The 25,624-nt window shown below is 39.5% G+C and carries 26 protein-coding genes and 1 tRNA gene; 8 read left to right on the forward strand and 19 right to left on the reverse strand.

Going from position 1 to position 25,624, the window contains the following annotated elements; translation table 11 throughout:
• Nucleotides 1-374 precede the first annotated feature (374 nt).
• The 3 genes from LQ50_RS04305 to LQ50_RS04315 form a co-directional block, all read right to left on the reverse strand.
• Nucleotides 375-1,283, reverse strand: a complete 909-nt coding sequence (locus LQ50_RS04305) for a sulfurtransferase (RefSeq protein ID WP_052144586.1) — start codon at nucleotides 1,281-1,283, stop codon at nucleotides 375-377.
• A gap of 150 nt (nucleotides 1,284-1,433) precedes the next feature.
• Nucleotides 1,434-2,612 carry a formate-dependent phosphoribosylglycinamide formyltransferase gene (gene purT, locus LQ50_RS04310; protein WP_034626532.1) on the reverse strand — a complete coding sequence of 393 codons (1,179 nt, stop codon included), beginning with the start codon at nucleotides 2,610-2,612 and terminating at the stop codon, nucleotides 1,434-1,436.
• 253 nt (nucleotides 2,613-2,865) lie between these two features.
• Nucleotides 2,866-4,182: an alkaline phosphatase gene (locus LQ50_RS04315; RefSeq protein WP_237563647.1), complete on the reverse strand. Its 1,317-nt coding sequence runs from the start codon at nucleotides 4,180-4,182 to the stop codon at nucleotides 2,866-2,868.
• A gap of 340 nt (nucleotides 4,183-4,522) precedes the next feature.
• On the opposite strand from LQ50_RS04315, the gene LQ50_RS04320 reads away from it, so the two are divergent.
• Nucleotides 4,523-4,837 (forward strand): hypothetical protein, encoded by a 315-nt coding sequence (locus LQ50_RS04320; RefSeq protein WP_052144587.1) that lies wholly within the window; start codon nucleotides 4,523-4,525, stop codon nucleotides 4,835-4,837.
• Between the two features lie 86 nt (nucleotides 4,838-4,923).
• On the opposite strand, the gene fumC is transcribed toward LQ50_RS04320, so the two are convergent.
• Nucleotides 4,924-6,300, reverse strand: a complete 1,377-nt coding sequence (gene fumC, locus LQ50_RS04325) for a class II fumarate hydratase (protein WP_034626533.1) — start codon at nucleotides 6,298-6,300, stop codon at nucleotides 4,924-4,926.
• A 604-nt stretch (nucleotides 6,301-6,904) separates the two neighbouring features.
• Nucleotides 6,905-7,123 (reverse strand): hypothetical protein, encoded by a 219-nt coding sequence (locus LQ50_RS04330; RefSeq protein ID WP_034626535.1) that lies wholly within the window; start codon nucleotides 7,121-7,123, stop codon nucleotides 6,905-6,907.
• 359 nt (nucleotides 7,124-7,482) lie between these two features.
• Between LQ50_RS04330 and LQ50_RS04335 the strand changes: the two genes are divergently transcribed.
• Complete coding sequence (locus tag LQ50_RS04335; RefSeq protein WP_034626536.1) at nucleotides 7,483-8,130, forward strand: MarR family transcriptional regulator; 648 nt, start codon at nucleotides 7,483-7,485, stop codon at nucleotides 8,128-8,130.
• 386 nt (nucleotides 8,131-8,516) lie between these two features.
• Here the strand turns inward: LQ50_RS04335 and LQ50_RS04340 are convergent.
• Both LQ50_RS04340 and LQ50_RS25710 read right to left on the reverse strand, forming a co-directional pair.
• Nucleotides 8,517-8,589, reverse strand: a tRNA-Ala gene (locus tag LQ50_RS04340).
• Nucleotides 8,590-8,649: 60 nt separating this feature from the next.
• Nucleotides 8,650-8,805 carry a hypothetical protein gene (locus LQ50_RS25710; RefSeq protein WP_202595351.1) on the reverse strand — a complete coding sequence of 52 codons (156 nt, stop codon included), beginning with the start codon at nucleotides 8,803-8,805 and terminating at the stop codon, nucleotides 8,650-8,652.
• Between the two features lie 111 nt (nucleotides 8,806-8,916).
• Here LQ50_RS25710 and LQ50_RS04345 point away from each other — a divergent pair, with 111 nt between their 5' ends.
• Nucleotides 8,917-9,927, forward strand: a complete 1,011-nt coding sequence (locus tag LQ50_RS04345; RefSeq protein ID WP_034626537.1) for a potassium channel family protein — start codon at nucleotides 8,917-8,919, stop codon at nucleotides 9,925-9,927.
• Here LQ50_RS04345 and LQ50_RS04350 read toward each other — a convergent pair.
• From LQ50_RS04350 to LQ50_RS04360, 3 genes are all read right to left on the reverse strand, one after another.
• Nucleotides 9,911-10,333 carry a YugN-like family protein gene (locus LQ50_RS04350; protein WP_034626539.1) on the reverse strand — a complete coding sequence of 141 codons (423 nt, stop codon included), beginning with the start codon at nucleotides 10,331-10,333 and terminating at the stop codon, nucleotides 9,911-9,913. The genes LQ50_RS04345 and LQ50_RS04350 overlap by 17 nt on opposite strands.
• A 309-nt stretch (nucleotides 10,334-10,642) precedes the next feature.
• A complete protein-coding gene (locus LQ50_RS04355) occupies nucleotides 10,643-11,992 on the reverse strand; it encodes a glucose-6-phosphate isomerase (RefSeq protein ID WP_034626540.1) in 1,350 nt (449 codons plus the stop codon).
• Between the two features lie 171 nt (nucleotides 11,993-12,163).
• Nucleotides 12,164-13,327 carry an iron-containing alcohol dehydrogenase gene (locus LQ50_RS04360; RefSeq protein ID WP_034626541.1) on the reverse strand — a complete coding sequence of 388 codons (1,164 nt, stop codon included), beginning with the start codon at nucleotides 13,325-13,327 and terminating at the stop codon, nucleotides 12,164-12,166.
• 193 nt (nucleotides 13,328-13,520) lie between these two features.
• Here LQ50_RS04360 and LQ50_RS04365 point away from each other — a divergent pair, with 193 nt between their 5' ends.
• Nucleotides 13,521-13,748 (forward strand): DUF378 domain-containing protein, encoded by a 228-nt coding sequence (locus tag LQ50_RS04365; RefSeq protein WP_034626543.1) that lies wholly within the window; start codon nucleotides 13,521-13,523, stop codon nucleotides 13,746-13,748.
• A gap of 391 nt (nucleotides 13,749-14,139) precedes the next feature.
• Here the strand turns inward: LQ50_RS04365 and yugI are convergent, their stop codons facing one another.
• The 5 genes from yugI to LQ50_RS04390 form a co-directional block, all read right to left on the reverse strand.
• Complete coding sequence (gene yugI / locus LQ50_RS04370) at nucleotides 14,140-14,565, reverse strand: S1 domain-containing post-transcriptional regulator GSP13 (protein ID WP_034626544.1); 426 nt, start codon at nucleotides 14,563-14,565, stop codon at nucleotides 14,140-14,142.
• A gap of 209 nt (nucleotides 14,566-14,774) precedes the next feature.
• Nucleotides 14,775-15,914 (reverse strand): DEAD/DEAH box helicase, encoded by a 1,140-nt coding sequence (locus LQ50_RS04375; RefSeq protein ID WP_034626545.1) that lies wholly within the window; start codon nucleotides 15,912-15,914, stop codon nucleotides 14,775-14,777.
• Between the two features lie 19 nt (nucleotides 15,915-15,933).
• Nucleotides 15,934-16,716, reverse strand: coding sequence for a hydroxyethylthiazole kinase (gene thiM, locus LQ50_RS04380; protein ID WP_034626547.1), 783 nt, complete (start codon nucleotides 16,714-16,716; stop codon nucleotides 15,934-15,936).
• Between the two features lie 180 nt (nucleotides 16,717-16,896).
• A complete protein-coding gene (locus tag LQ50_RS04385) occupies nucleotides 16,897-18,072 on the reverse strand; it encodes an aminotransferase (protein WP_034626548.1) in 1,176 nt (391 codons plus the stop codon).
• Complete coding sequence (locus LQ50_RS04390) at nucleotides 18,072-18,566, reverse strand: Lrp/AsnC family transcriptional regulator (protein ID WP_034626549.1); 495 nt, start codon at nucleotides 18,564-18,566, stop codon at nucleotides 18,072-18,074. The genes LQ50_RS04385 and LQ50_RS04390 overlap by 1 nt, the downstream gene beginning before the upstream one ends.
• A 183-nt stretch (nucleotides 18,567-18,749) precedes the next feature.
• Between LQ50_RS04390 and LQ50_RS04395 the strand changes: the two genes are divergently transcribed.
• Nucleotides 18,750-19,319, forward strand: a complete 570-nt coding sequence (locus LQ50_RS04395; RefSeq protein ID WP_034626551.1) for a cysteine hydrolase family protein — start codon at nucleotides 18,750-18,752, stop codon at nucleotides 19,317-19,319.
• A 6-nt stretch (nucleotides 19,320-19,325) separates the two neighbouring features.
• On the opposite strand, the gene LQ50_RS04400 is transcribed toward LQ50_RS04395, so the two are convergent.
• Nucleotides 19,326-19,754 (reverse strand): hypothetical protein, encoded by a 429-nt coding sequence (locus LQ50_RS04400; RefSeq protein ID WP_034626552.1) that lies wholly within the window; start codon nucleotides 19,752-19,754, stop codon nucleotides 19,326-19,328.
• Between the two features lie 128 nt (nucleotides 19,755-19,882).
• Between LQ50_RS04400 and LQ50_RS04405 the strand changes: the two genes are divergently transcribed.
• Nucleotides 19,883-20,716 carry a YihY/virulence factor BrkB family protein gene (locus LQ50_RS04405; RefSeq protein ID WP_034626554.1) on the forward strand — a complete coding sequence of 278 codons (834 nt, stop codon included), beginning with the start codon at nucleotides 19,883-19,885 and terminating at the stop codon, nucleotides 20,714-20,716.
• Between the two features lie 100 nt (nucleotides 20,717-20,816).
• On the forward strand, nucleotides 20,817-21,089 hold the full coding sequence (gene hbs / locus LQ50_RS04410) for a non-specific DNA-binding protein Hbs (protein ID WP_034626555.1): 273 nt from the start codon (nucleotides 20,817-20,819) through the stop codon (nucleotides 21,087-21,089).
• 76 nt (nucleotides 21,090-21,165) lie between these two features.
• On the opposite strand, the gene LQ50_RS04415 is transcribed toward hbs, so the two are convergent.
• Nucleotides 21,166-21,600: an RDD family protein gene (locus tag LQ50_RS04415; protein ID WP_034626556.1), complete on the reverse strand. Its 435-nt coding sequence runs from the start codon at nucleotides 21,598-21,600 to the stop codon at nucleotides 21,166-21,168.
• A gap of 163 nt (nucleotides 21,601-21,763) precedes the next feature.
• Between LQ50_RS04415 and LQ50_RS04420 the strand changes: the two genes are divergently transcribed.
• Entirely contained in the window at nucleotides 21,764-22,366 is a 603-nt protein-coding gene (locus tag LQ50_RS04420) for a biotin transporter BioY (RefSeq protein WP_034626558.1), read from the forward strand.
• 95 nt (nucleotides 22,367-22,461) lie between these two features.
• On the opposite strand, the gene LQ50_RS04425 is transcribed toward LQ50_RS04420, so the two are convergent.
• On the reverse strand, nucleotides 22,462-22,974 hold the full coding sequence (locus LQ50_RS04425; protein ID WP_034626560.1) for a hypothetical protein: 513 nt from the start codon (nucleotides 22,972-22,974) through the stop codon (nucleotides 22,462-22,464).
• A 1,032-nt stretch (nucleotides 22,975-24,006) separates the two neighbouring features.
• Complete coding sequence (locus LQ50_RS04430; protein WP_034626561.1) at nucleotides 24,007-25,326, reverse strand: Na+/H+ antiporter family protein; 1,320 nt, start codon at nucleotides 25,324-25,326, stop codon at nucleotides 24,007-24,009.
• Between the last annotated feature and the right edge of the window lie 298 nt (nucleotides 25,327-25,624).

Consider the following 25,624-nt stretch of genomic DNA (forward strand, 5'->3'; position numbering starts at 1 on the left):
TCTGTGTCATTTTCAAGAAAACGACTCAAATTTCTTTGACGAGATATCATGTATCTCTATTTCGCTTGGCTTTTGTTCAGTTTTCAAAGAACTCATGTGTCGTTTTTAGCGACCTGATCATCATAACAAAAACAATTTGTAATGTCAAATTGTTTTTTTATTAATTTCTCAAGTCGTTTTGGCGACAAGAAATAATATACCACGGATAAAAATAGTATGCAACAGTTTTTTCTCTAAAAAACTATAAATTCTTTTCTACTTTAAAAATTCCACTTTTACCTTAACGTTAAACATATATTTAGACAAAGTAAAAACGCCTCTCTTTTATAAAAGAGAAGCATCAGCTTTGTAATCTAAAGAGTGCTGATCCCCTTTTATTCATTGCTTGGATTAGTAATCGGTGTATCCGGGTCATTCCCCCACTCTGCCCAAGACCCTTCGTATAAAGTTATGTTTTCAAAACCCATTAAACGTAACGTGTAATACATATGAGATGCTCGATTCGCCTTCTGACAATAAACTACAATCGTTTTATCTCGTGTTACCCCCACTCCCTCAAGAAGCTTAGAAATTTCAGCAACATCTTTAAAAACAGGGACACCTTCATCTTTTAAAACAGTTGTCCATTCTAAATTTACTGCAGTAGGAATATGACCACCTCTTTGGGCTAGCACCTTTTCTCCTTTATATTCTTCAGGTGAGCGCACATCAAAGAGAACCATTCCTTCTTTCCCAATCATTTGCATCTCTTCTTCTTTTTTAACCATCAGCTCTTGATTTAGACTGACTTTGAAATCGCCTTTTAATTTCCGTGAGTCTTCTCTTGAAATCTTCTTCTGATTAGCTACCCAAGCTTGATACCCACCATTTAATATGCGAACATTTTTATGACCAAAGTATTCTAATGCATAAAACAATCTTGTTGCAGAGGTTTCTTTACCTTCATCATAGATAACGATCAATTGATCGTTACGAACGCCTAATTCCTTCATAAGTTGTTCAAACTTCTTTTCGGAAATTAAATATCCTTCAACTGGATGGTTTTTATCTACAAGATTGTCTACAGAAAAATGAATGGCCTTAGGAATGTGTCCTTGTTCATATCCGTTTTTTCTAACATCAATGATATAAATCCCCTCTTGCTCCGTATGTTCTTCTACCCAATCAGCCGTTACTAATAAATGAGAGTTCGGATAATCAATCTGTTCTGCAAATCCTTTTTCGTTTCCAAGTACACTAACTAGAATCATGAGCAAACTTATTGTAATCAACATTTTTTTCATTTTTTCACCTCTTTGTATGTATGCCTTTATTATGACTCTAACTTGTCTATCTTACTTTCCTTTTAGAGATAAAAAAAAGAGGGGCGTCTCAAAAGGTTCTGATTTTGACCTTTTGAGACACCCCTCCCCTCTAGTGCGTGATACGTAAGTTCAACGATAAACAATTTTGATTTTGGAAGCAGCTTCGTCTGCATGCTCTAGTGCCGCTTCTACGGTATCGGCTGTACTTAACGTAACTGCCATCCTCCGTCCTACCTTTGTTTCAGGCTTTCCAAATACTCGAACTTGAGTACTCGAAACAGCAAGAGCTTCTTCTAATCCAGAAATCTGATAATCAGAGCTTTCCTCCCATGCTTTCACCGCATGACTTGCACCTGGTGATAGAAGAGAAATTTCAGTAATCGGAAAACCTAAAATGGCTCTAACATGCAAAGCAAATTCTGATAAGTTTTGTGTGACTAAAGTAACTAGACCTGTATCATGAGGGCGCGGGGATACTTCGCTAAAGTACACTTTGTCTTTTGTTAAAAACAATTCAACCCCAAATAGACCACAACCACCTAACTCATCCGTAATTTTTTTTGCAATTTGTTGTGATTCCACAATTTGCTCTTCACTCATTTGGTGAGGCTGCCAGGATTGAATATAATCTCCGTCTTTTTGAACATGCCCAATTGGCGCACAATAGGATGTTCCAGACACCGAGCGAACGGTTAATAAAGTAATTTCTGATTCAAATTTTATAAATTCTTCAACAATGACTCTTGTACTCTTCCCCCTTGCACCTTCTAACGCTAATTTCCATGATGTTTCAACATCCTCTTCGCTATGGCAAACACTTTGGCCTTTCCCAGATGAACTCATGAGAGGTTTAATAACACAAGGTGTCCCTACTTTCCTAACGGCATCCTTTAACTCTTCAAACGAATTAGCAAATTCATAGCCAGCCGTAGGCAAGCCGAGGGTCTCACTCGCTAATCTTCTAATGCCTTCACGGTCCATTGTCAATTTAGTCGCTTCAGCTGTTGGAACAACATTGTATCCTTCTTTTTCTAGATCAACGAGTACATGAGTTTGAATAGCTTCAACTTCAGGAACAATGAAGTCTGGCTTTTCCCTTTTGATAACAGAACGTAGCTGCTCTTCGTTTAACATATCAACAACATGGAATCGATGAGCTACTTGCATAGCAGGAGCACCTGCATAACGATCAACAGCAATTGTCTCAATCCCTAATCGCTGAGCTTCAATAATTACTTCTTTTCCAAGTTCTCCTGAACCAAGCAACATCATTTTTTTCGCTAATTTTGACTCTGGAACACCATACATATTCTCCCGCTCCCTACCAATATTATTTTTTTATATAGAATACCGTTATTATACCCTTACCCCAACGCACAAATCAACATTTTCACGAACGTTAAATACATATAAAATTAATATCATTCGTATTTTTCATCTAACTAAAAAAATGACGACACCAACAAAAGGAAGTGATCGTCATTTTTTAGTTATTTAAAGGAACAGCAATAACCGTCCCACGTTCCAACACAACACTTTTTGAGAAACGCAATAATTAAGTTTATTGATCGCAAAAAGAAATGCCCATCGCAGCTGCCATCTGTTTCGGAACGTCTGTATTGTCAAGGTGCCCATGAAACAGATTCGAGCTCGGTCCAAATGCAAAGATCGGAACATTGGCACCAGAGTGTACATGAGTATTCCAACCAATGTAGGCACGTTTACTAATGATATGATTAATAGCAATCGCTACATCTTCCTCTTTTGCTTTTTTAATATGGCTTGCTTCTTGTTTCGTAATCGTAATACCTGTAAATTCCTTCATGACTTCCGTTATATTACTGCGCTTTTTATTTAACATGGAAGCAATGTAATTTCCGGTTGCCTTCACTTCTCTTAACCATTCCACATTAGCTATATATTCATCATATCCACCAACTGACATACCACCAGTATCATGATCACCCGCAATTACCACTAACGTTTCTTTGTTTTCTTTGGCAAAATCCAACACCTTTTCGACCGCTTCTTCAAATGCTTGTGCTTCATTCATTGCCCAGACCGGATCATGAACATGTCCAGCTCTGTCAATTTGGCCTCCTTCCACCATTAAAAAGAAACCTTTGTCGTTTTTATTTAATGATTGTATGGCGACTGTTGTCATTTCCGCTAAGCTTGGTTGATCATTTGTTCTTTTATCAATGACAGGCGTTAACTCGACTTCCGCAAATAACCCCAACAACTTCTCTGCTGAACTAGATTTGTTTAATAATTGATTTCTCGTTTCTACATACCGATACCCATCTGCTTTGGCAACTTCTAGCAAAGTAGCCTGCTCAGGGTGTTGTGATGATTCAGAACGGAAATGGAATTTGCCCCCTCCAAGAAGAACATCGACCTTTGTAATAAGTTGACTGGCAATTTCCGACTCATCTTTTCTAGAATCAACATGTGCCCCAAATGCAGCTGGAGTGGCATCTGTTATAGAAACCGTAGTAACAAGCCCTGTTGATTTTCCGGCTTCTTTTGAAGCCTCCAAAATCGTCTTTTGTTCTTGTCCATCTGCTGTTACCCCGATCATCCTATTATTGGTCTTCATTCCTGTAGACATAGCAGTTGCTGCTGCTGCTGAATCTGTCACCCAACTATCCGCTGAATTAGTCTTCATCATCCCGACTAACAATGGGTCAAAAATCAACTCTTCCCCTTTAAAAATCCGATAATTGGTCGCATAGCTTGTTGAAAAACCATCCGGAATCATAAAAATAACATTCTCAACCGCATTAGACCCTTCTGCGCCAACAACTTGTAATTGAATCGATGACGCTATAATCAATACAAATACAATCCGCCTGAACATTCCCTTAAAATTACACATCACTTTTCCTCCATTACATCCAATTAATTCAATTGTTTGTCGTTCATCGCTAAAATATGAGGATTAGTAGTGAAGGATTTGTTGCCTTGAATCGATTTTTGTCTGTTTAGCAACGGGGATTGTCGAATGTTTGTTCGTAGTTATCCACTTTATCCACAGTAACACTGTGAATAAAGGTCTATATCACACTCCTTTTTACCATCAACCTTATCTGGGCTATTTCAATAATCAACAAAATAAAGGCTTATGCCCATTCCACATTTACCTAAGATCCATAGGCTAAAATGAAAATGAAATATGACTTTTCTAGTTTTAACGAAAACGAGAGGAGAATGTTTATATGTATAGAAATAACTTCCACACATCCCATTATCACCATCCGACGGATTCAAGGTTTGGTCCAGGTGTAATCGGACCAGTAGGTGCTGGTATTTTAGGAGCCGGCTTAGGCTTTTTAGGTGGCCAATTAGTCGGCCCTGGCTTCGGAACCGGTTATCCTGCTGGTGGATTCGGCTATCCTGGTTTTGGTGGGTATGGAGGATATGGCTACCCTAGACCTCCAAGACCAGGATATGGTTTCTACGGCCAAAACTATGGATTGGGTGGGTACGGCGGATTCGGCGGCTATCCTGGCTATGGCCCACGTCCTTTCTAATAAAATAAAAGATGGTGCATTTTCGCACCATCTTTCTCTTTTACTTCTCATCTACTACTTCTTGTAGCAATTCAAAACTTCCAACGTTACACCATTTTTTCAGGTCGAACTATTTCGTCAAATTGTTCTTCTGTAAGGAATCCAGATTTTAAAGCCGCTTCTTTTAATGTCAAACCTTCTTTATGAGCCAACTTTGCAATGGATGCCGCCTTTTCATAACCGATATGTGGGTTAAGCGCAGTTACTAACATAAGTGATTGTTCGACTTTTTGCTTAATTACGTCAACGTTCGCTTCAATCCCCACCGCACATTTATCGTGGAAAGAATTCACCGCATCAGCAAGCAATCGAACCGACTGTAGAAAATTATAAATAATTACCGGTTTAAATACATTGAGTTCAAAATTTCCTTGACTCGCTGCAAAACCAATGGATGCATCATTGCCCATCACCTGACATACAACCATCGTTAATGCTTCACTTTGAGTTGGGTTTACTTTCCCTGGCATTATCGAGCTTCCTGGTTCATTTGCAGGAATCGTTATCTCTCCAATCCCAGACCTTGGTCCACTCGCTAGCCACCTTACATCATTCGCAATTTTCATTAAGTCTGCCGCTAATGCTTTTAAAGCTCCGTGTATGTATACTAATTCATCATGACTTGTAAGTGCATGAAACTTATTTGTTGCAGTGACAAAACGCTTATTGGTTATATTACTTATTTCCTTAGCGACAGACTCGCCGAATTGTGGGTGTGCATTAATTCCCGTACCAACCGCCGTTCCACCAATAGCTAGCTCTCTAAGCGTCTCCTTACTTTCTTTCACCATCTTTTCATCTTTTTCTAACATTCGATGCCACCCACTTATTTCTTGCCCTAACGTCAATGGTGTTGCATCTTGCAGATGAGTTCTTCCTATTTTCACAAGATCTTTAAACTGATCCGATTTCTTTTGTAGTGTGTCCTTCAACTTTGCAACAGCTGGCATTAATTCATCTTCAAGCTTGATGAGACTAGCAATATGCATTGCGGTCGGGAACGTATCATTGGAACTTTGCGACATGTTTACATCATCATTCGGATGCACTCGCTCCTCGATCCCTTTTTCTTCAAGTAATTGATTTGCCCGATTAGCTATCACTTCATTTACATTCATATTGGATTGTGTGCCACTTCCTGTTTGCCACACTTTTAACGGGAAATGTTCATCCAGTTTTCCTTCGATGATTTCATCTGCTGCTTGAACAATTGCTTCTGCTTTCCTCTTGCTCAATGTAGCTAATTTCTGATTCACCATTGCTGCACTCTTTTTTAAAATCGCAAAAGCTTGAACCACTTCAGTCGGCATGCGTTCAATACCAATATTAAAATTCTCACAACTTCTTTGGGTTTGAGCGCCCCACCTTTTACTTGCGAGCACTTGAATTTCTCCAATTGTATCTTTTTCCGTACGATAATCCACTTTCATTCCTCCTCAATCTTTGAGTCTCTTTAATATCATCATCACTATTCGAGGTACTATTATAGTATGTTGTCAATTTCCTTTTTACCCTTAACAATACGTTAAACAAACGTTTGATTAATACATGAAACGACAAATGAAAGTAAAAACCACTTCTCATTTGAAATGGTTGAATCCGTACTATTTATTTATTCATCTGTTTACTAGTTCATTAGAACGAAACCACATTAAAAACAAGGACACCAATCAAAAAACATATGCACAAAGCTGCACTTACAACTGCTTTTAATCCGTCACTCATGGTTCTACCTCCAAATCAAGTATCGCTTGTACAATCATTATGACCAGCTACTTGATTTGATATACTTGGTAATTTACAAGTTTAAAAGTTTAATAAAAATGCGTACCCCATCGACAAGATTTATCGAGAGGTACGCTATTTTCACTAATCAACTGGAAGAACCGAGAAGGATTTATGAAAGCTACCAATAAAGTTATAGAGACCATTTGACAAACCTTAACTAGCGCTTGATCGGTTCACTTGCGGCAAACTATTACGACAGGACTCTAATACTGCAATATCCTCCTGTGTAACATTACGCATTCAACAAACCTTTTGTCTAACCGTATTAGCTCGCATAAGTTTATTAACATTCTCACCGTTTAAAACAAACGTTACCTTCGAAGCGATATTGACTAAGTCTTTGTACGTTTTTGATCTAAGAACATTGCTATCATAACTAACTAGTAACTCGCGAAGATGGTGTTCAATTTCATAGCATAATTGGTACGCATATAATTGGCGTTCTGATACTTGAAACATCTCTTACACCTCCTAGGGTTTGTTACTTATACTATTTCGACCAGGTTGGTAAATTTCCCTTTCACTTCCAGCGATAATGTTTGCTGTCAGCGTGTTAGTGATGAATGTAACGATATTCCTAATTGTTAACCACAGTATAAAAGAGTTGTTTCAAATACAAAATCAATTCAGTATAATTAAATGTATGAATCAAGTACTTTCTACGTATTAACGTATAAGTTACTTCCTCATCCCCCTTAAATTAGAGGATACCGAAAAAAAATACTCTCCTATTGAAAGATCCTACCTCCCCCTTCTAAATTCATACTAGGCATTTATCTTCTCACGTCAAAATATAAATCCGGAAAGGAAAGTGAATGATGCTTAATTTTGAACAAATTTATGAAGAATGGATTCAAAAACAAATTTCCGAAGAAAAGAATCATAGGAGGCGGGAACTACTAGAAAAAGGTCTCGGACATGGTACAGTTCAATTTCTTCACTCTATTTGGTTTCCCACTGTAGGAAACTTTAATCATTTATATCCTGAATGGGAGGTAAGGGATATCAACAATGGTTATCGTTATCTCGATCTAGCTTACAGACCTAACCATGATGCGAAAGGCTGTATTGAAATCCAAGGATACGGACCTCACGCGAGAGACCTTGATGTTAGACGCTTTAAGGATTTATGCTGGCGCCACTCATTATTAGCCCTCAATGGCTGGACTCTACTACCAATTGCTTACCTCTCTATTAAAGAAGAACCTCAACGCTGTCAACAACTTGTTCTTGCTTTTATCGGTAAATTCACCTCCACTGATGTATCCACTGAATTATCTTGGCTCGAGGCAGAAGTCATTCGCTATTTACGACGTACGCTACGACCAATTACCCCACTTGAACTTGCAAACCACCTTCATATCAGCGATCGCTATGCTCGAGAAATTTTAAAAAGACTAGTAGAAAAGCGACTGTTAGTTGTTGCAAGCGGCAAAGAACGTGCTCGCACCTATAAACTTAGCTGAATATTCAGGAATTTGATACCGTTGCAGTGACTTGATGAGTCACTATAGTTTTGGCGGAACCAGAATCCGCTTCGGGAGTTAGCACGATCTGAACGGATCCTGGTTCCGCTATTTGCTTCGAAAACACGTTTCTTACCTCCGTTACGGATCCTCATTCCGCTATTTGTCCTTTTCACCGTCAGTTTCCCTTCATTTTGGTCATTTAACGGATCTAGGTTCCACTTCGCTTCCTTTCACGTAGCTTTTCTCTCTTTTAGCGGAACCAGGATCCGCTTCATTAGCTTAGTGCGATCTTGGCGGATCCTTATTCCGCTATTTGCTAATAACTAGATAAATAAAAAACCACCCACCTCTGTTTAGTCAGAAATGGATGGTTTTTAAATGGATGGAGCATAACGGGATCGAACCGATGACCTCTTCGCTGCCAGCGAAGCGCTCTCCCAGCTGAGCTAATGCCCCGTATAGAATACTTCTTTATTATAAAATTTTCTATACTTGTTGACAAGCTTTAATTTTCCCTTAAAAGATTAAATCTAAAATCCACCAAAACACGCCCGCTACCACAGCAATAACTAACGAGCTTACAATGCTTTCTAGCTTAATTTTTTTATGTTTGACTACATCAAAAATAAGCCAGCCACAAAAGATGGAAAATGCGAATACAATAGTAGACATAATGGCCTCTCCTACTTGAAAGTTCTAACATTATCATAGCAGAGTCATGGTTGCTCCGGCAAGCCATTGGCTATACTGGATAGTATGATTTGGTGAATAGGAGAGAACATTATGCAACAATGGCTTTACATTCGCACACTTCTTGGGCACGTTCCACTTGTCTTAAAACTTCTTTTTGCCGTAATTAGTTCGGGAGTGGTAGCTGGTGCCATCGTTCACATGCTAGAACCAGAAAGATTTACGACGTGGTTTGATGGAATTTGGTGGGCATTCATTACTGTCTCTACAGTCGGCTACGGTGATTTCGTACCAGAGTCAACTATGGCACGAGTTGTAGCGATTGTTTTAATTTTTGTTGGCGTGGGATTTATGACTCTACTTGTAACATCTTTTGCAGGTGCAGCGGTGTCTATAAACCAATCCACCAAAGAGGGGACCATTGCCTTTATAGGTGAGGATCACCTTGTCATTGTAGGCTGGAACGAAAGAAGCAGGCAATCAATTGAAAATATCCAAAAAAAGCAACCTTATTTAAAAATTGTATTAATTGATGAAACCTTACCACAATTACCGAAGTCACCTAAAAATATTCATTTTGTAAAAGGTAATAGCAGTGAAGATGCCATATTAAAACAAGCCAACATCTCTTTAGCTAGATCTGTTCTCATAACCGCAAAACATTCAGGTAGTGAATTCACAGCTGATGCCCGAACCATTTTAACCATATTAGCGATTAAAGGTCTTAACCCTCATATTTCTATAACGGCTGAAATCCTGACCAAGGAACAACTTGCCAACGCAGAACGTGCGGGAGCTGATCAATGTGTTGAGTCCACCACACTGACTGGTGCTGTCTTGTCTTCAAACCTACTCCAACATGAAGCAAGTGAGATTGTAAATCAATTTCTAGAGTATAGCCAAAATGACCTGATTTCATTGCTTCCTATCAAGGAAGACCTAATTGGACAGCCTTTTATAGACGTGTTGACGAATTATTATAAAAAAGAAATGCAGATCATTGGATTAAAAAGAAGCGGGCAAATTTTCTTTCACCCGCATGCTACCCTAAGTCTTGAAAAAAAAGACGAGCTGATTATGATTAAGTTTAATAAAGCAACGTAAGTTCTAGTTCTTCAACTAGACTTTTGGCAGTAGGTAAATATTTCTTATCCACTGTAGCATCTTTATCAACGGGCTCTTGGAATTGATTAACGGAACTATTATACGCCATTCGAAACAAACCATTAAACACATCTGGATTATCATCTAACCCATCTTGATATTTATGGTTAAGTAAAAATGGCGTTCCTATTTGAACCGTCACTCCCCGTTGCTCAAGTTCACCATCCAATGCCTTAAAAGGCAAACGCAAGAACGTATATCCATCCTCTTCGTCAATTTTATAATCAAAGTATCCATGATCATAATCCCAGCCACCGCCAATTCCATATCCAAGCGGCTTTAGTTTATCTTCCAATTCCTTTAATTTCATTTCTTTTCCTTCCACAGTCGACTGAAGAGCAATCATCTCCCTCATCCTTTCAAAAACGATCTAAAAATACACCTAGAGATAGTGTCACCAAGGAAACGAATTTTATGAGAGATCCCCCCAAAAGGCCGGGTTTGCCTTTTGGGGGATCTCTTTGTACTGTGTGGAGCCGCCGTTGGCTTTTTAGCCTTTTGAACGCTCTTCTCAAAAGGCGTACGGCGCGCGGAGCCAGGGCCACTTCCTTGTAACCAAAAGGCCGGGTTTGCCTTTTGGGGGGATCTTAAACAAACGTTTGATTAAGTTTATAAAAAAAGTTGCTGAGCTTTTATCCTCAGCAACTTTTTCACTTTATTTCAAGCGAGCTTCAAGCTCTGCTTTTTCTTTTTCAAAACCAGGTTTTCCTAAAAGAGCAAACATGTTTTTCTTATATGCTTCTACACCCTCTTGGTCAAATGGATTCACACCAAGTAAGTATCCACTGATGCCTACAGCTTTTTCAAAGAAGTAAACAAGGTATCCGAAATAATACTCATTTAGTTCCGGAACGTTGACGATTAAGTTCGGTACGCCTCCGTCTGTATGAGCTAGCATCGTTCCTTGGAACGCTTTTTTATTAACGAAATCCATGGTTTCACCAGCAAGATAGTTAAGGCCATCTAGATCACTAGCAGCTTCCTCAATCGTTACATGCTCACGTACATTTTCAACGTTAATAATCGTTTCAAATAAATCACGACGACCATCTTGAACATATTGACCCATTGAATGAAGATCTGTTGAGAAATCAACAGACGCTGGATAAATGCCCTTGCCATCTTTTCCTTCACTTTCACCAAACAATTGCTTCCACCACTCTGAAACAAAGTGAAGTGATGGTTCGTAGTTCACCATTAATTCGATTGTTTTCCCTTTGTTATAAAGAGCATTACGAACAACCGCATATTGATAAGACTCATTTTCAGCTAGATTTGGGTTAGAGAAGTCTTCGCTAGCTGCCTCTACCCCTTTCATCATTGCTTCAATATCTAAACCACTTACGGCAATCGGAAGCAACCCAACCGCTGTTAAAACAGAGAAACGGCCACCGACATCATCTGGAACAACAAATGTTTCGTACCCTTCTTCAGTAGCAAGTGTTTTAAGAGCACCTTTTGCACGGTCCGTTGTTGCATAGATACGCTTACGAGCTTCTTCTACTCCATATTTCTTTTCTAAATAATCACGGAAAATACGGAATGCGATAGCTGGCTCCGTTGTTGTACCTGACTTGGAGATAACGTTAACAGATACATCCTTCCCTTCGATAAGAGCAAGCAAGTCTTTTACATATGTTGAACTAATATTTTGTCCAACAAAGAAAACTTGTGGTGTTTTGCGCTCTTCTTTTGACAGGTTGTTATAGAAAGAATGATTTAATGCTTCAATGGCCGCACGTGCTCCTAGGTAAGAACCACCAATTCCAATAACAAGCAATACATCGGAATCACTTTGGATTTTTTCAGCAGCCGCTTGAATACGCGAAAACTCTTCACGATCATAATTTTTTGGAAGGTCAATCCATCCTAAAAAGTCACTTCCAGCTCCTGTTTTATTATGTAAAGCTTCATGTGCAGCTGTTACAGCTCCTTGCATGTAATCAACCTCATGTTGATTAAAAAACGTTAGTGCTTTGCTATAGTCGAAACGTACTTTTTCCATCTTTCAGCCTCCATACTATAATCTTATTCTCTTTCACTTTATCTAAAGCTGTTAGAAGAATCAAGCATACAATGTCACCAAATGTGGATATATAACTATATTTAGCGAGATTGCCGTGAAATTAAGTAAGAGATATCCTTTTAAATAACAGGATATCTCTAAACATCATATCTACAGTGCCGCCGTTAAGATGTTTGTAACATCTTCTTTTTCCAGTGACTTAAAGTTTCCAAATTTACCTCGGTTTGAAGCGAGTGTCGACATTTTATCAATTTGGCTATCATCTATGTCGTAATCAGCTAATCGATTGGGCGCACCAAGTTCGCTCCAAAATGCTGATAATTTCTCAATACCTTCAAGTGCAATTTCTTGATCTGATTTCCCTTCAGGATCGACCCCTAGAACACGAGTGGCAAGTTGAACATGACGGCTAATACGCTCATCAAGTGTGTAACGTAACCAATGAGGGAATAAAATCGCTAAGCCTCCAGCATGAGGAATATCGTAAACTGCAGATACAGCGTGTTCCATGTTATGAGTTGCCCAATCGCCGCGCAATCCCATCTGCGTGATGCCATTCAGAGCCATTGTTCCGCAATATAAAATCGTTTCCCGATGCTCTTCATTATGTAAGTCTTCAAGAAGCTTTGGAGCTGTCTCCATCACAGTAAGTAAAATCGATTCCATAATTCGATCTTGTAATGGTGTGTTTTCAGCTTTATGGAAATATGCTTCAATCACGTGACTCATCATATCAACCATTCCGTAGACTGTTTGGTCCTTTGGAACAGATACGGTATTTTTCGGGTCAAGAATTGAGAATTTAGGGAATGAAAACGGACTTCCCCACCCTAGTTTTTCATTTGTTTCCCAATTCGTAATAACAGATCCAGCATTCATTTCTGAACCTGTTGCAGCAAGGGTTAAAATGGTACCAAGTGGTAATGCATCAGTTGGTTGAGCTTTCTTTTTAATAATATCCCAAATGTCAGCTTCCGATTTCGCACCAACGGCAATCGCTTTTGAAGCATCGATCACACTTCCTCCACCTACAGCTAACACAAGATCAACCTTTTCTTGATGGCAAGCTTCAATTCCTTTTCTTACCGTTGTAAGCCTCGGATTCGGCTCAACTCCAGCTAATTCGGTTACTTTCACGCCAGCTTCATTCAATTGTTGTAAGACAAAATCGTACAAACCATTTCGTTTGATACTTCCGCCACCATAAACGAGCAGTACATTCTTTCCGTAAAGTTTAACTTCATTAGCTAAAGATTCATTTTTCCCTTTGCCAAAGATTAGTTTAGTTGGGTTGTTAAAAACAAATGGTTCCATTTTATCTCCTCCTATTCCCCTCCATTATTACCAAATCACACTCAATTGTAAACGATTGGCACTTGAGCTTTTGCATAATTGTATTGGTTTTTCACATTCTAAAGGGTGAAACACAACAAATGGCGTTGTGTAAGACAATTGATTAATTGTCGTGACATGAATATGTCGATAACCATTACTGGAGGTGAATAATGTGAGCGGTATTCAACGTACAGCATTAGTATTAGCGATTATTGGTGCAATTAACTGGGGATTGATCGGTTTTTTCCGTTTTGATCTTGTTGCAGCCATTTTCGGTGGTCAGGCAGCAGCTTTCTCACGTGTTATCTATGCCCTAGTTGGTTTAGCAGGTCTATATTGTATATCCATCCTTTTCAAACCAGACGAGGAACTTGAACGTGTTCCTGAGACACAACGTTAATAGATAAGGGCCTGACCTCTCAAGCAGAGTCAGGCCCTTTTCAGGCAAATAAAAAAGGCGGGGGTTCCTTTTTTATTTGCCTGACTTCCTTCATTCTAAAAGGTTGTTTTCATAAAGATTGTTGCTATGAAAGAGTTTTGCTCGTAGTGAAATGGAGCGGAAGCCACTCGACTCCTGCGGGATGTAGAGGTAGGGGCGAGACCCCACAAGCGTGCCGAGGAGGCTCGGCACCTCCTTGCGGGTGCGAGTGGCTGGAGCACAATGGAACGAACATGTACACTTCCCTCATAAAACAACAAAGTATGCGAAAACAGCCTTCTAAAAAAAGTCGCTTTCACTTTTTTTATATACCTGAAAAGAAAAAAGCACTCAAATGAGTGCTTTTACTATATTATTTCTTCGCGCGCTTGTTTAAGTCAGCTTGGATTTCGTTAGATTGCTTTAACCATTCTTTAAGCTTATCTTCTAATGTGTTAAAACCTTGTTGCTGTTGTTGCTTTTGTACTTGTGGCTTACGAGCGCCACCAGCATTTCCTTGCGGACGAGGTTTAGCCGGACGAGCTGGACGCTCAGGAGCTTCTTGTGTCGCACGGATTGAAAGTGAGATTTTTCCAGACCCCTCTTCTACATTCATGATTTTCACTTTCACTTCGTCTCCAACTTTAAGAACATCATTAATATCCTTAACGAAACCGTGCGCTACTTCTGAAATATGAACAAGTCCTTGCTTCTTCTCATCAAGAGCTACGAAAGCACCAAATGGCTTAATGCCAGTAACTTTTCCTTCAACAATATTGCCTACTTCATAATTTGACATATACATACATCTCCTAGATAATTTTTAACCTTTTAATTTTAACACAACTAGAGCGTTTAAGCAAAAACGGATTGTACTCTTTTCAAATTGTTGACCAATCCACTATTTTTGCAGCACGTAAACAGGGCAATTTTAGTGCCCTATAAAAAAAATCCCCTAAGTTGTCTAATGCAAAAAAAGCGCTAGAACAAATATCTAGCGCTTCATCATTATTTTGTCTGTAACTGCCCTCTTGCAAGATAGCGCTCTTCTAACTCAATTTTCAAATCACGTTTGTACTTATTTAATTTATATTCATTTGGTCGATCAATTAATGTAATGACCGTTCCCTTCTTACCCATTCGTCCAGTTCGTCCAGCTCGGTGCAAATAGCTATCCGAATTGGCTGGTGGGTCGAGTTGAATAATATGAGTCACATCCTCAACATCTAATCCACGTGCCGCTACGTCTGTTGCGACAAGAATATGTGTATCTCCTTTACGGAAAGACTGAAGGGCATGCTCTCTTTCTTGCTTCCCTTGGTCTGAAGACAAGGCCAACGCCTTAATTCCTTTATAAGAGAACTTTTCAGCTGTTTCCGCTAATTTTTCTAATTGATTAACAAAAACAATCCCTTTTTCAATGTTTTCAGCATGAATTAAACGCCTAGCCGTGTCAATTTTGTCCCTTGTATCTACTCGAAGGAAGAGATGGTTTACCTGATCTGTATGGAGAAGTCCACCCTCTGCTTCAATTTCGACAACAAACGGAGCTGCATCAGCGACTTGTTCGGAAAAGTCTTTTGGAATCGTAGCAGAAACAAATAAAAATTGAGTTTCTCTTCCTGCACGTTTGGCAATCTGCATGGTCGCTTCCCATGATGGACGCTCTGCCATCATTCGGTCGGCTTCATCAACTGCAACGACTTTTACTTCATGCAGCTTCAATTTTTTCATTTCAATCAGCTCTAGCAACCTACCTGGAGTTCCAATTGCTAGTTGCGGCTTTTGTTTTTTTAACTTTTCAACTTGGCGCTTAATATTCGCCCCGCCAATAAATGCACCAATTTCAATTGGCTCTTCCTTTGTCAAGCTTTTGGCCACTTCATGCACTTGCATAGCAAGCTCCTGAGTTGGTGCAAGTACAACGACTTGCATGCCCTTTTTTTCCTTTTCAATCTTTGCCAGTGCAGGTAACAAAAAGGCTAGTGTCTTTCCCGTTCCTGTTTGCGAACGAGCGATTAAGCTTTGTCCTTCAAGTGCTTCTGGGATCATTTTTGCTTGAATATCAGTTGGTTCAGTAACACCTTGATCTTTCAATGCATTTTCCAAAAAATTAGGTAATACATCAAATGAAAATGTTTCGCTCATCTTTTTCCCTCTTTCTATGTTAAAGCGTTTCAGTCTTTTTCAATTGTTCGATTTGTTGATCCGTTACTAGCTGAAGTTCGTTTAGAAAAGCTTGTTGAAATGCACCTATTCCAAGACCACTTGTTTTTTCATATGCTCGCTCTCCTGCAATTCCATAATAGGTCACCGCACTCGTTGTCGCTCCAAGACAATCGTTTGGAGTCACGGCAATAAAGGCAGCAATCACTCCACCTAACAGGCAACCGGTTCCTACTACTTTTGTCATCCAAGCATGGCCATTATGAATCGAGTGAGCAGAGATTCCATCTGTTACAACATCCACTTCACCAGTAACCACACATACACACTGAAATTGTTTGGCTGCACGTTTTGCTAAAGCCAATTTATCGCCTTCCATATTTCCATCGACGCCTTTGACCTTTGCTTCAACTCCAACTAGAGAAGCGATCTCTCCAGCGTTCCCTCTCAATACAGAAATATTTACTTGGTCCAAAATTCTTTGACTACTTTCTGTTCGAAAGGCCGTTGCCCCTGCTCCAACTGGATCCAGTACAACGGGAACTCCAGCCCGATTGGCTGCTTGTCCTGCAACAATCATTTGATCGATCTGCTCTTTTGAAAGCGTACCGATATTTAATAATAGTGCTCCAGCGACACTAGCCAAATCTGCTACTTCTTCTTTTGCATAAGCCATCACTGGCGAAGCACCCAGTGCCAACAAACCATTCGCAGTAAAATTGGTCACCACCACATTCGTCATACAATGGATTAACGGATTCTCTTTTCGCACTTCGACTAACAAATGAACCGCCCTCTTCTTGTTTAAATGATTATGTGAAAATCTTACCTTTTTTCCCTACGAAAAACAAACGTAACATTTTTCTGACTATTATGTATAAAATTCTATACGATGTCCATAATGGATATTACAATCGTATTCCCCCTACGAATTAAGGCAAGAGCTTAAGCTCTTGCCCCTTTTTTATGTTATCTTTTTCAGCAATCGTTCCATTCGTTCAACGGATTGCTCTAAATTATCCATCGAAGTCGCATACGAACAGCGAATATGTCCTTCTCCCCCAGCACCAAATACATGGCCAGGAACGACAGCAACTCGTTCTTCTAGTAAAAGCTTTTCTGCAAATTGTTCAGATGTTAGCCCTGTCTTTTCAATGGAAGGGAACGCATAGAACGCTCCCCCTGGCATATGACAAGATAAGCCAATCTCCTTAAATGATTTCACCACATAATTTCGACGTTGCTTATACGACTGCTTCATCCGTTCTAAATCATCCATGCCACTCTTGAGCGCTTCTAATGCTCCGTATTGTGCCATTGTAGGTGCACACATTAAGCTATATTGATGAAGCTTGAGCATCGCAGCAAGTAAATCCTCAGGAGCTAATACAAAGCCAAGTCTCCATCCTGTCATGGCGAAGGATTTAGAGAACCCTGAAATTAATATGGTCCGCTCCTTCATATTCGGAAGTGATGCAAAGCTAACGTGACATTCATCATAGCTTAGTTCTGCATAGATTTCATCAGAAAATACAAGCAAATCATGCTTTTCGGCAAGTAACGCTATTTCTAGCATCTCTTCTCGATTCATTGTCGCCCCAGTTGGATTATTAGGAAAACATAGCATAAGTGCCTTTGTTCGATCGGTAATCGCAGCCTCAATTTGTTTTGCTGACACTTTGAAGTTATCTTCATTATTTGTTCCAACTGAAATTGGTACTCCACCAGCCATTTGAACAAGCGGGACATAAGAGACAAAACTCGGTTCAACGATAATGACTTCATCGCCTTCATTAAGAATCGCCCGCATCCCTATGTCAATGGCTTCACTCGCTCCAACTGTCACTAATATTTCACTTTCCGGATCATATTGAACCGAAAAGCGCTTTGTCATATAAGAAGAAATTTCTCTTCTCAGTTCGATGATTCCCGCATTCGCAGAATAGGCGGTGAAGCCTCGTTCAAGGGACGAGATGCTCGCTTCACGGACATTCCAAGGGGTAACAAAATCAGGCTCCCCTACCCCAAGTGAAATAATGTTATCCATTTTCGACGCTAAATCAAAGAACCGTCGAATTCCAGACGGTTTAATCTGTTGAACACGATGCGATAATCGCGAGTTAGTTTTTACGTTTGACATTACGGAGTCACCACAATTCGATGGTCTTCTTCTCCTTGATCAAAGACAACCCCATCATGCTTATATTTTTTCAATTGGAAATGAGTTGTTGTAGAAATAACGGTATCAATCGTAGACAGTTTTTCTGAAACAAAGCGAGCAATTTCAGACATTGTTTTTCCTTCAATGACAACAGAAAGATCATAAGCACCAGACATTAAGTACAATGCTTTCACTTCTGGAAAGCGATAGATTCGCTCCGCTACTTCATCAAAGCCAACTCCACGCTGCGGTGTGACTTTTACATCGATCACAGCTGTTACTCCCTCTTGTTTCTCAACCTTACTCCAATCAATAACAGCAGAATAACTTAAAATGACCTTTTCATCTTCTAACTTTTTTAAAATTTCTTTCACTTCTTTTTCTGTCGCATCAACCATTTTGGCAAGAGTTTGGATTGATACTCGGCCATCTCCTTCAATGATTTGCAAAACTTCCAATGCTTTTTCATTCATTTCTTCTCTAACTCCTTTGTGATCATTACGCGTATGTTATCTAATCATTTGGTTTATCATAACATACCGAACAGCTGTAACGAATCACCTTTTTTTCATATTATTCGAACATTTTTTTCTAAAGTGCTATCATCTACATAAAAGTGCTTCTTCATTCCGTTATTAGGGGGGCTTCCAAAAAACATGACACCATCTGCACCACGTTATGCTTTACTCATTATTGATATGATTAATGACCTTGAATTTCCAAGTGGCTATCAATTACTACCTTATGCCCTCGAGTCCGCAAAGAAGATTGCCATATTAAAACACGTATTAAAAAAGGCAGGAATCCCTGTTGTCTATGTTAATGACAATTACGGGAAATGGCAATCAGACTTCAGGCACCTTGTCTCTCATTGTCTAAAAGGAGATGTTCGCGGCAAACCGCTTGCTAAAATAATGAAGCCTGATGATGATGACTACTTTATCCTCAAGCCTACGTATTCTGGTTTTTTTGCTACTCCTTTAGAACTGTTGCTTACTCACTTAAAGGTCAATACCCTTATCCTTACAGGGGTAGCCGGGAATATGTGTGTACAATTCACGGCAAATGACGCTTATATGCGGGATTATCAGGTGTTGATTCCATCTGATTGCGTAGCATCCAACACAACCAAAACAAATGACCAAGCCTTATCTTTTATGGAAGAAGTATTAAAAGCAAATATTTCCCCATCAACAACACTCATGACCAATATAACAAAGGCCTAACTACAATTAGTTAGACCTTTTTCTTCCTTGACTTGGATTAACATTTTCGACTTTAATATGATGACCCTTAGCAAATTGCAGCACTTTCTCTTCTAGCCCTTGTGGAGAGAAACGCTGTAACTTAAGCCTAATTCCTCTTTTCAGATGAAGAAGGATAATCGCTTTTTGACCTAAATGAATAATAGTCAATTTGTCTACTTCATATGGATGGATGATTCGCTTCTTGATAGAAAAACCGAATACTTGAACAACATGAATGAACCTATCCTCAAGCACTTCTAAACGATAACTCATGGTCAAAGCCGCAAAAAAGAGAAAAGAAACACCATAGGCAACATTTGTCCATATTGTGGATTCAAGCGCATAGGCATAAGTAATCGTTAAAATAAATAAAAGAATCCAGAGAAATTTGGGTTCTTTAGCTTGAAAAGTCAAGATAACACCCCTTTCAGTAAACACTTCTCGTTTGTGACCGTGTCATTTTGTCCTTTTCATTATACACGAGTTTCAATCTGCTTAAAGAGGGGGATTATACAATAATAAAACGGATAAAGGAGCAGAAGATGCAGAAGAACTCTTTTCATTCCCTATTTTTTCACAAGCTAAAAACAGATCCTATTCCGGATTGGTCTGCCACACTTGCTTATTATTTTATGCTATCTATTTTCCCATTGCTTATTTTCCTGTTAGCACTTATTCCGTATTTTCATTTTGATCTTGATACGATCTATTCATTTATTAATGATTATGTACCAGAAGGCCTTGATGAACTGTTTTCAACAACGATTTTAGAAGTAATTCGTGAACCCCAAGGCGGTCTCGTCTCTTTCGGGGTACTAGCAACCATTTGGTCCGCATCTAACGGAGTCAATGCCTTAATTCGCGCTGTGAATCGTTCCTATAATATTGAAGAGACAAGAAATTTTGTTAAGCTTCGAATTCTCTCGATTTTATTAACAATTGCTATGATTGCCGTTATTGTTGTCACCTTATTAATGCCTGTTTTTGGTAATGTGATTATCCATGCGCTCGAGGAATATTTCTTTCTTCCTCATGAAACAGCTCAAATTTTGAATAAATTACGTTGGATTATCGGAATCGGATTGATGACGTTTGTACTAATGGTTGTCTATTCCATTGCTCCGAACGTGAAGTTAGCTTTTAAGCAAGTGATTATAGGAGCCGTATCTGCCACAGTAAGTTGGCAAGTCATCTCCGCTTTATTCGCCACTTATGTAAGCAACTTTGGTAATTTCACAGCAACATATGGCAGCCTTGGTGGGGTAATCATTCTCATGTTATGGTTCTTTCTCACTGGAGTCAGTCTCGTTATCGGCGGTGAAATTAACGCAACATTATACTTACAAAAACAAAATAGACAAAGACATCGTTTATAAAATAAAAAATGATCGCAAAATAATGTATATAATTTTCAAAATTGGAGATGATGGTATCAGAATGCACGGTGAATTTAAATGAACGAGGAGATGACAGGGAATGAATAAAACGGAACTTGTACAAGCTGTTGCTGAACGTACACAACTATCCAAAAAAGATGCCGGGAGCGCTGTCAATGCAGTTTTTGAATTAATTGAGGAGTCATTGTCTAAAGGGGAAACAGTCCAACTCATTGGTTTTGGTAACTTTGAGGTCCGCGAAAGAGCGGCAAGAAAAGGACGTAACCCACAAACAGGTGAGGAAATTGATATTGCCGCAACAAAAACACCAGCATTCAAAGCAGGAAAGCAATTAAAAGAATCAGTGAAATAAACATGCCAAAAAAGGCTCAAAAGAAAAAGGTCTGATCTTTTGCATACGCAATAGATCAGACCTTTTTTATTCATTTTTACGATTCTTGATACGGATTTGCCTCAGATGGCTTCTCGTACGTAACATACGTTTTGGCTAACATATCGTGAATGCTTCGCTTGTCTTTTCGAAACGCTACCATGAACGCACTCACAATCGCAGCAATCATTAGCGTAATCGCATATACAAATCCCGCAACGACAACTCGCAACAGCATCGTCCCAAAACCTACTTTACTACCATCTAGCTTCACAATGCGAATTCCTAACAATCGTTTCCCAACCGTATAGCCGTACCACAATACAGGGAGAAGCAAGGAATACAGTAAATTCCCTATTCCATCAACAACTTCTCTAGTATCCTGGGTTAACCCAAAAAGGGCAGCGAGAATATAAATTGTTCCTGAAACAACGATCACATCAAGAATATTCGCCCCTAAACGAACCCAAAATCCAGCAGGTCGTTCGACCATAACCAAAAACCCCCTTCTGCTCTCTAACACTCTAGTAATATTATAGACATTTTATAAAAAAATTGCACTCTTCCGGTTTGTTAACTTAACACAAAAAAATGTTGACAATCCTTTTCGTACTTATTATCCTAATGTTAACTAATAAATCAATCGAGGTGAACAAATGTCCACTACAAAACCTAAAATACACACTGTTGATCTAGTTCTAGTTGCCATGTTTGCAGCATTAATGGCTATCGGCGCTAATTTAACATCTTTTCTTGTAATAGGCTCTGTTCCTATCACGATGCAAACGCTTTTTGCAATCTTAGCTGGTGCCTTGCTTGGTAGTCGGATGGGCTCACTAGCAATGACAGTCTATTTACTTGTTGGCCTTGTCGGATTTCCAGTTTTCTCTCAATTTTCAGGTGGATTACGAACATTCGTTAGTCCAACATTCGGCTTTCTCCTTTCTTTTATCCTAGTTGCGTTTGTCACAGGACTCATCGTTGAAAAAAGCAAGAAAAAGACGATTACTACTTTTATGGTGGCTTGTTTTGTCGGTCTTATTATTAACTATGTAATCGGTACTCATTATATGTACTTTGCTTTTCAATTTTTGGCTGGCCTTGAGGCTGTTAGCTACCAAGTAGTATGGGCTTGGATGGCTGCACCAGCAGTCAAAGATCTAATCTTAACATTCTTTGCTGCCGTTCTCTCTTCACGGATTTACCATACCGTGAACAAAAGACGAGGTCGTCATACTTTTCCTAATCAAGTGGCATAAGGATTGATTTGAATAACTTGGTTTTATACAGATTTAGAGGGCACTGAAAGTTTCAGTGCCCTCTTATTTATCCCTAGATAGGGTTACTTCTATGATTATGATGTTACCTCAATCCTCTGTATTCGGTAAGTATCTTCATCTTCAACCATTGATACGTGCAACGATAAATAGTCTACAGATGGATAACCAAGTTCCCCAAATTGACTGTGACCATACATACTATTTTCAGCATAAAACTGCACCGGAACTTGTTCAGCTTTTAATTTAATTACTCCTTCAGATTCATAGATTTGAAGATCATCATCCATAATCATGCGTAAGCCTGGGTTAAAAACAGTTTGTCTTGTTACTTCATAATAAGAAGAATCCGTAGACCCTTCCTTGTTCAAATAAGATTGAAATGCCTCTTGATAAACATAACGTTCTTTGTTCTGAACATATATATCATCTATTAACTGCTCCATTCCATCCTCAGTCATAAATCTACCTAACAACTGTTGAATCTCATCCTCGGAATGATATTTTTCATTATAATATAGTTCCTCTTCATATGTATGATAAGCAAATAATTCTTGGACATCAGCTAGAAATTCTTCAAACGAGGACAAAACCTCCTCCTCATTGATCGTCTCTTTGTGGCATCCCGCAACGAACAAACAAATACATATGAGAATAGCAATTGACCTTTTCATTGCATTTATCCCGCCTCTTTTTTCTCTACTTTATTAGACGAAAAAAGCAAAGAGAAAGTTTCGGTTTTTTTGAAAAAATAATCATTTTTTCCCCTGGGGGTGTTCTTTTTGACTACTGTTAATTTCTGCACTTTTTTTGGGGGAGACAACCTCTTCTTTGACTATCGTTCTTTTCATTTTCGCTCTTTTTCGGAAGACAACACCCTACTTTGGCTACCGTTCTTTTCGCTTTCGCTCGTTTTCGGTAGTCAACACCCTGCTTTGGCTACCTGTCTTTCTGCTTCCTCTCGTGTTCGGTAGACAAACCCTTCCTTTGACTACCGTTCTTTCTGCTTCCTCTCGTTTTCGGTAGTCAACCCCTTCCTTTGACTACCAGTCTTTCTGCTTCCTCTCGTTTTCGGTCGTCAACCCCTTCCTTTGGCTTCCGTTCTTTTCGCTTCTACTCTATTTCGGTAGTCAACACCCTGCTTTGGCTACCGGTCTTTCTGCTTCCTCTCGTTTTCGGTCGTCACCCCCTTCCTTTGACTACCGGTCTTTCTGCTTCCTCTCGTTTTCGGTCGTCAACACCCTGCTTTGACTACCGTTCTTTCTGCTTCCTCTCGTGTTCGGTAGTCAACCCCTTCCTTTGGCTTCCGTTCTTTTCGCTTCTACTCTATTTAGGTCGTCAACAACCTGCTTTGACTACTGTTCTTTCTGCTTCCTCTCCATTTTGGTAGACAAAAAAAGCTAGAGTGAAATCAATATGATTTCATTCTAGCTTTTTATTAAAAAATCCTATTACGATAGCTTCAATTGACGCTCTTTCCTAAAAACACTGCCACCCTCATGTGCATTGGCTCCGCTTGTCGTGCGCCTCTAGGAGAAACCCACTCCTAACGGCTCAAAAACTTACGACGGCGCCGCTCCATGCTTCGATTTAATAGAAAAAGCGAAAACCTCCCATTAAATCTATAACACCATTGCTGCAATCCAGCCGAAGATAAATAGCGGGATGTTAAAGTGGAGAAACGTTGGTACACATGTGTCCCAGATGTGATTGTGTTGACCATCTGCGTTTAAGCCGGCCGTTGGTCCTAGCGTACTATCTGATGCAGGTGCTCCGGCATCTCCTAGTGCGCCCGCTGTACCGATTAGTGCGATAATAGCTAATGGAGAGAATCCAGCAGCCATACCAAGCGGGACAAATAACGTTGCAATAATTGGGATCGTTGCAAAGGAAGAGCCAATACCCATAGTGATAAACAAACCAATAATAAGCATTAATAACGCCGCAGCCGCTTGACTTTCTCCAACGATATTGGCAGCTTGAGTTACGAGTAAGTCGACATGACCCGTTTCACGAATGACCGCTGCGAACCCAGAAGCAGCAAGCATAACAAAAGAAATAAATGCCATCATCTTCATTCCTTCCGTGACGACTTGATCTGCCTCCTTCCACTTTAGCGATCCGCTAACAAGCAATACAACAAGACCCGCAAGAGCAGCAATAATCATGGAATCCGATAATTGCTGGACAATTAGTGTTGCAATAATTGCGATGATAGCTGCGATAACAGACCACTTAGTAAAAACTTGCTCCTCTAAAGGCGCACCGACAATATTACGGTCCTCATAGTTTCTAGTCTTCCGGTAAGTAACCAAAATAGCAATAAGCAATCCTGCTACTAGTCCCATCGTAGGAAGAGCCATCGCCGTAGGTATATCAGAAAGAGCAACAACTAGCCCATTTTCCTCCATATTATCTGCGACAATCCCATGAAAGATTAACCCAAATCCATACGGTAAGAAAATATAGGGGGCCGTTAACCCAAATGTTAAGATTGTAGCAATCGCACGGCGATCCACACCTAATTCATTTAATATTTTTAAAATAGGTGGAATAAGTATCGGAATAAAAGCGATGTGAATTGGGACCACATTTTGAGAAAAACAAGAAACAACGACTAATAAGAAGAAAATAAGTGCTTTTGATAGAGCTTTTTTTCTTGAATCTTCATTTCTCCCAACAAGCTTTATCACCCATGTCACCATGACATCTGGCAAACCAGTGCGGGCAATCGCAACAGCAAACGCCCCAAGGAGTGCGTAACTTATAGCTACCGGTGCACTTCCCCCCAAACCATCAGTAAACACATCCACGGTTTGTGAAAAACCTAATCCTCCAAGTATCCCTCCCGTTAAAGCACCAATTGCCAAAGCGATTACGACATGCACACGGACTAGACTCAGAAGTAACATAATAAGAACTGCTATTAAAACTGCATTCATTTCTCTCAAATCCTTTACCTTATTAAATCACTAATATATTAAAGCACTCACTTAAACTATCATTATCTCACTATATTGTCAACAGTTGTCCTTTCATTTAGTAAAGAAATAAAGCATCAACATAGAACCTACAAAAAGGGCGTCTCAAAAGGTCTGCTTTAGGGCGCTGAAAAAGGTACAATTTTGACCTTTTTCAGCGCCCTCCTGCTTTACCCTTTAGAGACACCCCCAGTTACCTTTTCAAGCCCTGTGCAAGTCCTTTAAAAGCGCCAGGAGACGCTCCTTTTAAAGACTTACA

Source organism: Halalkalibacter okhensis (genome assembly GCF_000787375.1).
GTDB classification, from domain to species: Bacteria; Bacillota; Bacilli; order Bacillales; family Bacillaceae_D; genus Halalkalibacter; species Halalkalibacter okhensis.